This is a genomic window from Longimonas halophila (assembly GCF_002554705.1).
Taxonomy (GTDB): Bacteria; Bacteroidota; Rhodothermia; order Rhodothermales; family Salinibacteraceae; genus Longimonas; species Longimonas halophila.
Map to the genome: position 1 here is coordinate 1 of NZ_PDEP01000017.1, position 13,204 is coordinate 13,204.

Sequence of the window (13,204 nt, forward strand, 5' to 3'; positions counted from 1 at the left end):
ACGAACACAAAGACGCGAATGAGCGTAGATTGCCAGTCCATGTCACCAAGGGCTGTTTGTGAGAGCGGCGTTAAGCACCCTCCTCAAACAGCTTGCGGTGATGTGGGTCTCAACTCTGGATTGGCATTGGTAAGTGATTGTCATGTGGACTACATCATCGTAGTCTGCCCAACCCCCTCTGTCTGCCGACATCTCCCCCTTGGAAAAGGGGGAGAAACCCGAGGGGAGAGGGGGGTCGAACGAAACGAGGGTTCGGTGTCCCTTAGCTTTATCACTTAGCGTCTACCAACTACCAGAAATCAAAACAGGTTCTAAGGCCCGCGCTCACCTCGTAGCCATTTCGGGCGGTACCTTGCAGAGGCCAGATCGCTTGCAATTCAACCGCTCCTCTGCGCTGCATTGTTCGGGTGTAGTGTTTCATATTACAGCATTACTCCGTATCCGCACTGAACGAGGCGGTATGTCTCGCGTAGATCAGCGTAACAATTGACGTTTCCTTGACGCATCAGCAAAAGTCACAGTTCGTTGCGAGTACATGCGTTTGTTGTGTTTTGTTTGTGGTATATACGTACCTTCGCTTCTGCACACGGGTGCGTGTGGCTTGCGGGGCATGCACGTTATGCATTCTTCAACAAGCTGTACCCACGCGAACCAACGCGCACTGAGTGATGCCTCGTACCGATCCGCCTGGTGTACACTGTTCCCGCGCTGAGCCCGCCTTGGCTGCCCCAGTGCGCACGCCCCCCGTTCCCAACGCGCGTTGCCATGCCTCTTGCTGTTTCCACGTTTGCCTGCAAGGTTACCCGGTATAGCCTTGTGATGCTCTGGTGTATTGGCCTCTGGAGCCCCTCTGCAGCCGCGCAGCAGGCACCGGCCTCGCAGGCCCACTGGATGCATCCTGAGGCCGGGATGCCGTTGGTCGAGACGTATGCCCCCGAGACCTACGGTGCCGATGCGCAGAACTGGATGGCGACGCAAGACGACAGCGATATGCTGTACGTGGCGAACACCGGAGGCGTGCTTACCTTCGACGGGGCCCGTTGGCAGCTTATCCCTGTTTCCAACCGATCCATTGTACGCGGCCTGGCTCAGGGGGCCGATGGACGCATCTACGTAGGAGCCCAAGACGAGCTGGGCTACCTCAATCCCACTCTGCAAGGGCTGCGTTACGTGTCGCTGCGGGACCACATTACCGAAGGCCCCAGCGATCTCGGTAGCATCTGGAGCGTGCAGGCAGTGGACGACGCCGTGTACTTTCTGACGTACAATGGGCTCTACCGCTGGTCGATTTCGAACGAGACCATGCGTTACTGGGCTCCGCCCAGCGAGGATACCTCGTTTTTCCCGATGACCACCATTCGCGATACCGCGTACGTGGGTACCGTTCAAGACGGACTCTTTGCTGTTGAGGGCGACTCGCTGCAGCCTCTGTTCTCCCTGCCCGATGCGCCAAACGGCAGCAAGCAGAGTATTCGCGCGGTTGCGCCCTACGGCTCCGACCAGATGCTTGTGTCTACTTCGGAGAGCTACTTTTACGTGCATGATGGGCGTACGCTTCAGCGGCTCAACGTATCGTTCCGTGACGACATTGCGGATGCTCTGCCTTACGACCTGAAGCGCCTCTCAGATGGAAGCTATGCCCTCGCCACCATTGGAGCGGGGCTGTTTCTGTTCGATGCGCAGGGCGGGCTCATTCGCCGGTTTCCGTTTCCCCAGCAGCCCGTATTAGGCGTTTATGAAGACCATGAAGGCGGCCTTTGGGTAACGCTCGACAGCGGCATTCGCCGCATCGACTGGAATACGCCCCTCAGCATATTCTCAGGGTCGTTCGACGATGAAACTATTACTGATGTGGTGCGCCACAACGACACGCTCACTGTGAGTACCAACCACGGCATGGGCACTGTGGTACCGGGCTCTGACCCCGGCACGCCAGCTACGCTGCAAAAGCATCCGCCGTTCACCCAGATCTGGAACCTGCATCAAGACAACGCGGGCGATCTGCTTGCAGGGACCGCGGGCGATCTCATCCGGTGGGAAGGCGGAGATGCGCGCGAAGGCTTTGGCCTGATTGAGTCGCACGGGTTTCGTATTACTGCTGCACCGCATGCGCCGAATCAGCTCTACGTATCCACCTCGCGAGGCCTCGAACACTTCGAGCGCGATGACAACGCAGGATGGCAGCACGCCGGTGTGCTGCGCGATGACATTGGTAACTTTAGCCGCCCCGCCTGGGCCAGCGATTCTACGCTCTGGGTGGGTACGCGCTATTCAGGGGTGGTGCGTGTTACGGTGGATACACAGGGCCGCCCCGTATCCACCCAACAACTCACAACCGATCATGGCCTGCCTCAGGGCCATGTGATGCCGTTTCGCTTTGGGGATACGGTCCTCTTTTCAACGGAAGAAGGGGCGCATCGCTTTGATTCCCAAACACGTCAATTCTATCCGGTTGATGGGCCGCCCTACGTGCCGGGACAAACCCGCGAGCCGCGCATCCTTCTTGCTGAAGACGGCACGGGCCGCTGGTGGGGCAATACCGGAAGCGGATTGGGGTGGTGGACGCGCAGCGGGGACGACTGGACGTGGCAGATGCGCTCGCTACGACGGGTGGCGCAGTCAACCGTGCGAGCAGTACGTGCTGAGGAGGAGGTCGTATGGATTGCGACCAGCAAAGGGCTCGTCCGCTATGAGCCGCAGGCCGATACGCTCTCGGCAGGCACCGTTCGCATTAGCAGCCTGTCTTCGCTGCCTGCCGATTCTACGTTGCGCACCACCGCTGACTCCAACACCGATACCGGAAGGGCAAATCCGCCTGCCTTCGACTATGCACACCACAGCGTGCGGCTGCGCTATGCAGCGCCCAGCTATACCCAGCCGCATACCACCGAGTATCGTGTGCGGCTGGTGGGGCTTAGCGATACGTGGTCGAACTGGACAACCAGCGCGCAGCGCGACTTCACCAACCTGCCGCCAGGGGCGTACACGTTCGAAGTGCAGGCACGCACTGCACGCAGCGGCCCCACGTCTGTAACGCCCTATGCGTTTCGTATCTTGCCGCCCTGGTATCGCACCTGGTGGGCCTATGTGCTGTATGTGCTGGGCGGTCTTGGGCTGCTCGCTGGCGTGGTGCAGTGGCGCACCCACACGCTACGACGCCAACAGCGCTATCTGGAGAGCGTGGTTGCCGAGCGGACCACCGAAATCAGTCGGAAGAATGAGCAGCTTGCCCAGCAAGCCAAGCGCCTGCGGTCGCTCGACGAGGCGAAGTCGCAGTTCTTTGCGAACATCAGTCATGAGCTGCGTACCCCGCTTACCCTCATCTTGGGACCGGTGCGCCAGTTGCTATCGAAGTCGGGCCTCGCATCGTCCGTCAAGCATCGCCTTGAGGGGGTGCAGCGGAACGCTGAACGATTACTTGACATGGTGCAGCAGCTGCTGGAGCTGGCCCGGCTCGAAGCGGGCACCCTCACCATTGCACCCCAGCAATGTGCCGTGGGCCGTCGTCTTGCGCGCCATGCCCGCACGTTTACCGATCTTGGGCGCACCCGCGATCTTGACATACGCGTGGAGCACAACGGTCCGCCCGAAAACGCCCAGCCTGCCTATGCCGACCTCGACTATCTGGAGCAGGTGGTGGCGAATCTGATGAGCAATGCGATCAAGTTCACACCCGCTGGCGGCCACATCGTTGTGCGGGTCGACGAAACCGCCTCTGAAACCCGGCTGCTGGTTTCTGACACCGGCATCGGCATTGCAGACGAGCACCATCAGACCATCTTCGAACGGTTTCAGCAGGTCGATGGCTCGACCACCCGAAGGCACGACGGCGCCGGAATTGGGCTGGCGCTCACCAAAGATCTGGTCGAGGCCCATGGCGGACGCATTACGGTACGCAGCACGCCGGGCGAGGGCGCTACCTTCACGGTTATCCTGCCTCGTGGACGCAAGGCGCTGCCCGAGCGTGTACGGCCCAATGAGGATGCCGATGCAGAGGCCTCCTCCGAAGTGGATACTCAGGCCGATGGCGTACCGGCTGCAGGTACTGAATCAGATGGGGCCGTCCCGTTCGTTTCAAGTGAGCCCCATCGTACGGGTGATACCCTTGCTCCTGTGCCGGAAAATGGCACGGACGGCCTTTCCACGGCCCCGCCAGGCCCCCCCACGCCCTCACGCGCACCACTGGTGCTTGTGGTTGATGATAATGCCGACATGCGTGCGTACATCCGGTCCATCTTGGAGGAGGAGTTCCGCATCGTCGAGGCGAAAAACGGACGCGAAGGATTGGCGCTCGCTACCTCGGAGCTGCCCGACCTCGTGCTTGCCGATGTGATGATGCCGGGAATGGACGGCATGACTCTAACCCGCAAGCTGCGTGATACCCCCGATACCGCCACCATACCGGTCATCCTCGTCACAGCCCGTGCCGATACCGCAAGCGAAGTGAGGGGCCTTGCCGATGGTGCCTCCGACTACATTACCAAACCCTTCGATCCTGATGTGCTGCAGATGCGCGTGCATGGCGTCATGCAGTGGATGCAGCGCCTGAAGCGCCGCCTGCGCGCTGCCCCCCGCTCTGCCGATGCTAATACCACCGACACCGAAGCCGACAGCGCGTCATCCGATGCAACGCCCACGCCCGACGAAGCAATGTCGGAGTTCGAACGGGAGGCGCGCGCCATTGTCCGCGACAACCTGACCGAGCCCGGCTTTGATGTGGACGACCTGGCTGCTGCTATGGCTATAAGCCGCAGCACGCTCTACCGGCGCGCCCGCACCCACGAGGCGCCCTCGCCAGCTGCGCTCGTGCGCGATGTGCGGATGAGCACGGCTCATACGTTACTCGAAGCCAACGAAGGAACCGTGACCGAAGTCGCTTATGCGGTGGGATACGAGAGCCTGTCATCATTCAGCGACCAATTCCGGTCGCACTTTGGCTATCCGCCCAGCCAGGTGTCGACACCCGCATCGACATGACGCCAAGGTGTGTGCGGAGAGCATAGCCCCGAATCCATTCAGCGTACGGCGCATTGAAAGATAGGCTCTGTTTGGAGCCTCGATTTGTTTTCTTGCCGACCATTACTTGCCCGCGTATGCCGACTGAGCACGATATGCCGAATTTTGTGCCGGAGTATGATAAGCCAGACTCTCCTGGCCTCCACATGAACTTCGACAACACCGTGTCGCTGTACCACGTGGTGGCAGCCTCTGACGACTTTGAGACGGCCGCGCAGGACATTTTTGCGTTACTGAAACAGGCGCAAGATGAGTTCCCGGACTGGCCGCGCGTGCTGTATCTGGATATTGAAGGGCACCTGGATGAGAAGGGACGCTTCGAAAACGACTTTGTCGAGTTCCAGCAAGAGTTTCTGATTGCAGCCATGGGCAAATTCTTCACCGCGCTGGCATTGCCCATTGTGTCGGTTGTCAACCCGAATCCGCAGTCGAACGACGTGCCCGACAGCCTCCGGCTGCAAGCGCCCCAGGCGCCGCTCCCCTCCGACACCTCATGGCCCAAGGCCGACGACTGACGTGTGCCTGCACTCTGCTTATCATGTGGTGTCGACCCGGCGAATGAGCTGGTTGAAGAGAGCAGGCGGCAGAAAGCGCTTCAGGTAGACCACGTACGTCTCAACGCCGCCAATGTACACCTCGTCGCGCTCCTCGTGCAGCGCCCGGATGATCGAGGTAGCGCAGGCATCGGGGTCCATGCCGTTGCGGATAGAGTCAGACAGGATGCCGTATGACGAGCCATCGGCCGTCAAAGCATTGCGAGATACATCGGTTTGTACGTAGCCCGGGCAGATGAGCGTAACGCGCAGGCCCTGGTCGTACACCTCGGCGCGTAGCCCGTCGAAGTAGCCGTGCAGCGCATGCTTCGAGGCCGCATACGCGGTGCGCTTGGGTGTGCTGAACATGCCCACGATGCTGCTAATCACGCCAATATGGCCGTGGCCTTGCTCGATGAAGTGCGGAAGCAGCGCTTTCGTAAGCGCAACCGCGCCGAAGAAGTTGACCTCCATGATGCGGCGCACCACCGCCATATCGGTGTCCTGCGCGGTTGCACGCTGACTGATCCCCCCGTTGTTGATGAGTACATCGATGGTGGAATGTACAGCGGTGGCCTCATCAACCGCCGTCTGTAGCGACTCGGGCACAGCAAGGTCGAGCGGGAGCACGTGGTGGTGCTCGGGGTGGGCGCACTGCTCACGTACCGCGTGCAGCGCGTCTTCGCGCCGCGCCGAAAGGATCAGCCGCGCCCCGTGATGGCTCCACGCGTGGGCCAGGGCTTTTCCTATGCCTGATGAGGCTCCCGTAATCCACACAGTTGGCGACGATTTCATGGCAATGCGGAATGGATGATGGACGGGCAGTGATGATTTGCATCCCCTACTGTAAACACGCACAATGTATGAAAAGCCAATAGGAGATGCGAACACATGCCCCCGTACAAGGGTTGGAGTGCCCGCTATACGATATCTAAGGCCGTAACAATGCTGTTTGTAGTGCGCAACGGGCGCCTGCAAGGCCACGTTACGCAATCACCAAGACCAACACCGATATGCCACAAGGAACAGTGAAATGGTTCAGCGTCGAAAAGGGATTCGGCTTTATTGCCCCCCACGACGGGACCAAAGACGTATTCGTGCATCACTCCAACATCGCTGACGAGGAGGCCCGTGGGCCGCTTCAGGACGAAGAAGAGGTTGAGTTTGATGTCGAAGAAACGCCGAAAGGGCTTAACGCGCTTGGCGTAGAGCGGCTGTAGCACGGCCTCGATGCTACCATGCATCGCTGGGGCTTTGGGCACCACACGCGTCCGCTATCCCGGGTCGCTTGTGGGGAGGCCCGTTTGCCCTGAATAGCCTGGCTCATACTGAGCCGGGCTTTTTTGTGATCTGTTCTGACACCCTGTTTGGGCGTGATGACACTTGCTGCGGCGTGGGTTCGTGCTAATTTGCGGGGATTCGAGTTGTGTGTGGGGCTGTAGACGCGGCCCTGTACCGCAGAAACCGGGCTTTATTACGGACGTGTCAAAACTACCCCATCTTTCTTCCTGATTCTGACTGGGCCTCTCTCGTTATGAGTGTAACGATTCGCGATGTGGCCAAAGCGGCCGATGTATCGGCCACAACGGTGTCGCGCGTGTTTAACCACAGCGATCTGGTACACAGCGACACGCAAGAGCGGGTGCGCAACGTAGCCAACCGCATGGGGTATCGGCCCAACGCCACAGCGCGTAGCCTGAGCCACGGGCGCACGCAGACCGTCGGCGTCATCCTTCCGGCTCCGCATGGCGAGTTTTTCTCGGAGATCATTCGTGGCATCGACGAGGTGGCCCAAGAAGCAGAGCACTACATGCTCATCTCCAGTTCACACTACAGCCTCTCGGAGAGCGAGGCGGCCCTGCAGTCGCTTCAAGGGCGCGTAGACGGACTGCTCATTATGACTATTCAGGCGGATGCGCAGCGCGGGCTGCTCGACGAGTATGCTATTGATGTGCCCGTGGTGTTTATGAACAACGCCTCCGAATCGCTGCCCTACAACTCGTTCAAGATCGAGAACCGAGCCGGGGCTTATGCCGCCACCCAGCACCTCATTGAGCGCGGCCATCGGCGCATTGGCATCATTTTAGGACCGCCGCACAGCCATGACGTGCGCGAACGCCGCACAGGCTATCGCGCCGCGCTCCACGAGGCAGGCATCAACCCCGATGCGCAGCCCGTTATCGAGGGCGATTTCACGCAAGCCAGTGGATACGAGGCCGGGCGTCAGCTTCTCGATCTTGATGCGCTCCCCGATGCGGTGTTCTCGTGCAACGATTACATGGCCATTGGTGCAATGTCCGCGCTCCAAAAAGGGGACGTACGCATCCCCACCGACCTGGCGATGGCTGGCTTCGACGATATCCCAAGCGCTCAGTACACCACACCGTCACTCACCACCATCCGCGTGCCCGTGTACGACCTGGGGCGGCGCGCTGCCGAGCGCCTCTTTAGCATGATTCATGCCGCCGAGCCTGAGCGTCCACGCCAGACCGTGCTGCCCACTGAGTTAATCGTGCGAGCAAGTACATAGTCGGGCCGCGTTCCGGGCCGAAGCCACCGTCGTTTTTAACGCGACAACTACCGAACGTACAACGTCATTTCTTGCCTATTCATAGACTCAAATAGGAGCTCTCTTCTCCTCTTTTTAAAGATTTGGCAAGATTGCTTGTAATTTCCCTGCCGGGTTCCTATCGTGTGAATGCGGGTGAAACCGGTTTCACTCACTTTTTTTGCACTGAAATGAAACCGGTTTCACCTAATCGGATCGCTCGTTTTACGCTATCGACCTGTTTATTTTACAGGTTATTTGGAAGCGCTTTCCCGAAAAGCGCTTCGACGCCCGCGCAGCGGGCCCTGCTTTCTGGCCCCTTCTGTAGACTCTGCCAAGTATCATGGTTTGGAAAAGGTTATACACACTACTCACTTGTTTTGCCCTGGGCGCGGCCCTGTTCGGGGCGGCCCCGGCTGCTGCCCAGCAAACGGGCACCATCACAGGCACTGTCACCGACAGCGAGACGGGCGAGGCCTTACCGGGGGCGAACGTTGTCGTCCCCAACTCGCCCATCGGTACAAGCACCGGCGTTGACGGCACCTACAGCCTGTCGATAGAGCCCGGCACGTACACGCTGCGCGCATCGTTCGTGGGGTATAGCGCTTCAACAGAAGAAGACGTTACCGTAACAGAAGGCGAAACCGTCGAGCTCGATTTTGCGCTGGCGACGGGCACGTCGCTGGACGAGATCGTCGTGGTGGGATACGGTGAGCAAGAACGGGGTGAATTGACGACCTCCATCTCCTCGATTTCGGAAGACGACCTCGCCAACCGGTCGCTTACCGATCCCACGGAAGCGCTTCAAGGCACCATTCCCGGTCTTGTCGTCACGCAGAACTCGGGGAGTCCCGGACAGGGATTTAGCGTACGGATTCGCGGCATCGCCTCGCCCGGCAACAACGATCCGCTCTACGTAGTCGACGGGCTACCCTTGCCCGATCGTCCTGACTACCTGAATCCTAACGACATTGCCTCCATCGACGTGATTAAGGATGCAGCAGGCGCTGCCATCTACGGCACGCAAGGGGCCAACGGCGTTATCCTTATTACCACCAAGAAAGGGCAAGCGGGGGAAACACGAGTCAGCTTTAACGCGCAGTACGGGGCATCCGAAGTTCCGGGCCAGCTCGACATGGCCGAGGCCGCCGAGTATGCGACCTTACGCAACGAAGCCGCTATCAACGCCGACCAGGCCCCTGTCTACGAGAATCCAACTGCGCTGCGTGGGCAATCAACCAACTGGCAAGACGAAATCTTTCAAACGGGCACATTCCAGAAGTACAGCTTGGGTGTTTCGGGAGGAGGCGACGGCTTTAGCTTCCGCGTGAGCGGCGACTTCACTGACGAAACGGGTATCGTTAAAACGTCGGACTTCCGGCAGATTAACTTCCGTATCAACACCGAATACACGTCGGAATCTGGACTCTTCACGGTTGGCGAAAACCTTTCGATCGGGCGAGACTTTCGCAACACAGTCCCCGAGGGCAATGACGTCAGCAACTTCCTGATTCAGACGCTGCAGTTCTCACCCGCGCAGCCGGTCCGCGATCCATCGCTCAACACGACCGATAACTACACCTTCAGCCGGTTTGGCAACAACGCCAACAACCCGGTGGCTGTGCTCGACTTCAACAACTCGGAAGACCGCGCGACTCGCCTTGCCGGTAACGTATTTGCCGACCTGATGCCGATCGACGGCCTCACGCTGCGTTCAGACTTTGGCCTCGACTTGCGCTACGGCGACAACTACTCGTTTACACCGACCTATGAGGTCAGTCCTACGTTTAGAAACACCATCAATGGCGTAAATCGGTACAGCGATCAACGTACGTCCCTAATATGGACAAATACGGCAGAGTATAGCCGGGTCTTTGGTGAGCAGCACGATGTAACCGTGCTGGGTGGTACGTCTGCTGAATGGAATACGTACGAGTTTGTGTCGGCAGGGGCTCAGGTTCTGCCGAGTGAAGATCCCTCACTGCGCTACTTGGATCAAGCTGATGGAAGCCAGAGCGCGGGTGGAAATCTTGAACAGTCGCGCCTCCTGTCGTACTTCAGCCGTTTAAACTATAGCTATGGTGGTCGCTACCTGGCTACGATTGTGGCCCGCTACGACGGCTCGACCCGGTTTGGTGAAAACAAACGATTTGGATTTTTCCCCTCGTTCTCGGCAGCGTGGCGCCTCTCGGAAGAGGACTTCATGGATGACGTGGAGTGGGTGAACGACCTAAAGGTCCGTGGTGGCTACGGAATTAACGGGAACGATGCCATCGATGACTTCGCGTTCCTGACGACGATCGAAACCTTCCCTGCCTACATACTGGGTGAAGGCAACTTTACTCCTGGTGCTACGCTGGGCGGTGCGGGCAACCCCGACCTGCAGTGGGAAGAATCGCGACAGACCAGCTTTGGGCTGGATGCGACGCTGCTCGACCGCCTCAGCGTAAACGCTGAGTACTACGTCAAGAACACGAGCGACCTGCTCCTCGTCGTTCCGCAGCTTTCCACGAGCGGTGCGCAGCGGGACGGGCAGGTCCAGAACGCCGGCGACATTCAGAACAGCGGCTTTGAACTTGCTCTCAGCTGGAGCGACACCGCACTCGACGGCGACCTGACGTACGACGTGGGCGCCAACATTGCCACTGTGAGCAATGAAGTGAAGAGCCTCGGTGCCAGTACCGGCATTGATCGTGGCAGCTACCGCCAAGGCAACATTACACGCACCGTGGTGGGGCAGCCCATTGGTTCCTTCTACGGCTACGTAACCGACGGCCTCTTCCAGACGCAGGAAGAAGTCGACGAGCACGCGTTTCAGTCTGGCGGCACCGCGCCGGGCGACATTCGCTTCCGCGACCTGAACGACGACGGCGTCATTAACGATGACGATCGCACGTTCATTGGCAACCCGTTCCCGGACTTCACCTATGGGATTAATGGCCGGGTGGCGTTTCGCGGGTTCGACCTGAGCGTCTTGCTTCAGGGCGTATCGGGCAACGAGCTGTTCGCGGCGTACGAGTACTACACGCTCGGCTCGGGCATCTTCAACCTCGAAGAAGACGCCCTGGATCGCTGGACCGGCCCCGGCACCAGCACGGATATGCCGCGCCTTACGGTAAGTGACCCTAACCTGAACACACGCATTTCGGATCGCTACGTGCGCGACGGATCGTACCTGCGCCTCAAAAACGTGACGTTTGGCTATACCGTCCCCGATCGCCTGTTCGACGCGGTAGGCGCATCAGTGCGCAGCGCACGCGTTTTCGTGAGTGGGCAGAATCTGCTTACCCTGACCGGATACGAAGGCTTCGATCCTGAAATTGGAGAGCGTAACGGCGTTCTCGATCGCGGCATCGACCGGGGCGTGTACCCGCAGTCGCGCACCGTTACGGTTGGCCTCGACTTTCAGTTCTAACGGCTGTGTGCTGGGGCCTTGCCCCTCCTGCTCTTGCGTAGATCGCATGGGGCCGCCCGGGCCCCAGCGCTCTGCTTCCCATTATACCAGACTTTGCTCCATCCTCATGATGTTATCTCTCCTACAAACGGCCCGCTCGCGCATTGCCACAGGGCGTGCGCTCCTGCTCTGCACGCTCCTCCTTGGGGCGGGCGTGTGGACCGGATGCGACAACATGCTCGACATCGAACCGCAGGGCGAACAGACCAGCGCCAGCTTCTTCACCAGTGCCGACGACGCCAACCGCGCCCTTGCTGGCGCCTACGATGCCCTCCAGCAGCAGTACGAGGTGCCCACCTACCAGGGCGCGCCTACGTTTCTGGCTGGATACGACATGGTGTTCGGCGAAGTGGCCTCCGACAACGCCTTTAAAGGCGGTGAGAGCCAGAACGACCAGCCCGACATCGACGATGTGCAGTCCTTTACGGTGAATCCGAACAACCTCTACATCGGCAAGATGTGGAGTAGTCTCTACGAAGCCGTAACGCGCTCAAACCGCATCCTTAACAACGTTCCGGATATCGAGATGGACGAGGCGGAGCGGGCCGACATTCTTGCACAGGCACGCTTCATCCGGGCCTATGCCAACTTCTATCTGCTGCAGGCCTTCGGCATGGACCCCGACAGCAACAACGGTCCGGGCATTGTGCTGCTCACCGGTGAGGTAACCATCGGCAATGCCGACCAGCCGCGCTCTCCTGAACCTGAAGTGTGGACGCTGATTGAGGACGACCTGCGTGCTGCCGCGCAGGAGCTGCCCACGAAGGGCGAACTCAGCTCTTCCGAATACGGACGCGCCACGATGGGGGCGGCCAACACGCTGCTGGTGAAAGCACACATCTTCCAGAAAGAGTGGAGCGAGGCGGAGACGCTTGCGCGCCAGGTGATCAACTCGGGCGAATACCGCCTGGCCGACGACTTTGGCGGCATCTTCCGCACCAGTGGTGAACATGGACCGGGCTCGATCTTCGAGATCAACTACGCCCAGGATGCCAATGAAATTGAAGGCTACTACGGCAACGTGTGGCAGGCCAGCCGCAGCACCTGGGGCTTCGGCTTTAAGCAGCCCACACAGGACTTGGTGGATGCGTTTGACAGCAACGACCCCCGACTGGATGCGACAATCATCTTTGACGGTGAGGTCATGCCCGATGGAACGACGGTTGGCGGAGCAACCAGCCGCTCCGGGTATCACAACGAAAAAATCTGGATACCCCAGGACCTATACCCGTCGAATCAGGGCGTGGGTGACTACGAAGGGCCGAGCAACGTGCGCTACCTGCGCTTCGCAAACTTGCTGCTGTGGCACGCAGAGGCGGCCAACGAACTGGGCAACGCCCCCGCCGCACTCGAATCCTTGAACCGCGTGCGAGAACGCGCCCGCCAAAACGCAGACAATCCGTCTGGCGTGCTCCCCGACATCACCACCACGAATCAAAGCGAACTGCGTGAGGCCATCTATCGCGAGCGCCGGCTGGAGTTTGCTATGGAAGACCTGCGCTTCTTCGATCTGATGCGCCAGGGACGCGCCGACGAGGTGCTGAGTGATGCCGGGTTTGTGGCCGGTACCCACGAGCGTATGCCTATCCCGCAGCGCGAGATCGACCTCAGTGATGGTGCCCTGCAGCAGAACCCGGGCTACTGATTCATTCG

At 59.6% G+C, this 13,204-nt stretch carries 7 protein-coding genes; 6 read left to right on the plus strand and 1 reads right to left on the minus strand.

What is annotated here, in order from left to right; translation table 11 throughout:
- The first annotated feature begins 765 nt into the window (after positions 1–765).
- Complete coding sequence (locus CRI93_RS13985; RefSeq protein ID WP_098063267.1) at positions 766–4,977, plus strand: ATP-binding protein; 4,212 nt, start codon at positions 766–768, stop codon at positions 4,975–4,977.
- 116 nt (positions 4,978–5,093) lie between these two features.
- On the plus strand, positions 5,094–5,531 hold the full coding sequence (locus tag CRI93_RS13990; RefSeq protein ID WP_098063268.1) for a hypothetical protein: 438 nt from the start codon (positions 5,094–5,096) through the stop codon (positions 5,529–5,531).
- Positions 5,532–5,552: 21 nt separating this feature from the next.
- On the opposite strand, the gene CRI93_RS13995 is transcribed toward CRI93_RS13990, so the two are convergent.
- Entirely contained in the window at positions 5,553–6,344 is a 792-nt protein-coding gene (locus tag CRI93_RS13995; protein ID WP_098063269.1) for an SDR family oxidoreductase, read from the minus strand.
- A gap of 218 nt (positions 6,345–6,562) precedes the next feature.
- Here CRI93_RS13995 and CRI93_RS14000 point away from each other — a divergent pair, with 218 nt between their 5' ends.
- The 4 genes from CRI93_RS14000 to CRI93_RS14015 all read left to right on the plus strand — a co-directional run bounded on the left by CRI93_RS14000 (position 6,563) and on the right by CRI93_RS14015 (position 13,196).
- Positions 6,563–6,769: a cold-shock protein gene (locus tag CRI93_RS14000; RefSeq protein WP_098063270.1), complete on the plus strand. Its 207-nt coding sequence runs from the start codon at positions 6,563–6,565 to the stop codon at positions 6,767–6,769.
- 314 nt (positions 6,770–7,083) lie between these two features.
- Entirely contained in the window at positions 7,084–8,079 is a 996-nt protein-coding gene (locus tag CRI93_RS14005; protein ID WP_098063271.1) for a LacI family DNA-binding transcriptional regulator, read from the plus strand.
- Between the two features lie 361 nt (positions 8,080–8,440).
- On the plus strand, positions 8,441–11,512 hold the full coding sequence (locus CRI93_RS14010; protein WP_098063272.1) for a SusC/RagA family TonB-linked outer membrane protein: 3,072 nt from the start codon (positions 8,441–8,443) through the stop codon (positions 11,510–11,512).
- Between the two features lie 106 nt (positions 11,513–11,618).
- Positions 11,619–13,196 (plus strand): RagB/SusD family nutrient uptake outer membrane protein, encoded by a 1,578-nt coding sequence (locus CRI93_RS14015; protein ID WP_245850552.1) that lies wholly within the window; start codon positions 11,619–11,621, stop codon positions 13,194–13,196.
- The last annotated feature ends 8 nt before the right edge of the window (positions 13,197–13,204 follow it).

Bases quoted from the DNA above. Each gene is read 5' to 3' on its own strand.
- CRI93_RS14000 (WP_098063270.1), top strand. From the start codon at position 6,563: ATGCCACAAGGAACAGTGAAATGGTTCAGCGTCGAAAAGGGATTCGGC.
- CRI93_RS14010 (WP_098063272.1), top strand. From the start codon at position 8,441: ATGGTTTGGAAAAGGTTATACACACTACTCACTTGTTTTGCCCTGGGC.
- CRI93_RS13995 (WP_098063269.1), bottom strand. From the start codon at position 6,344: ATGAAATCGTCGCCAACTGTGTGGATTACGGGAGCCTCATCAGGCATA.
- CRI93_RS14015 (WP_245850552.1), top strand. From the start codon at position 11,619: ATGATGTTATCTCTCCTACAAACGGCCCGCTCGCGCATTGCCACAGGG.
- CRI93_RS13985 (WP_098063267.1), top strand. From the start codon at position 766: ATGCCTCTTGCTGTTTCCACGTTTGCCTGCAAGGTTACCCGGTATAGC.
- CRI93_RS14005 (WP_098063271.1), top strand. From the start codon at position 7,084: ATGAGTGTAACGATTCGCGATGTGGCCAAAGCGGCCGATGTATCGGCC.
- CRI93_RS13990 (WP_098063268.1), top strand. From the start codon at position 5,094: ATGCCGACTGAGCACGATATGCCGAATTTTGTGCCGGAGTATGATAAG.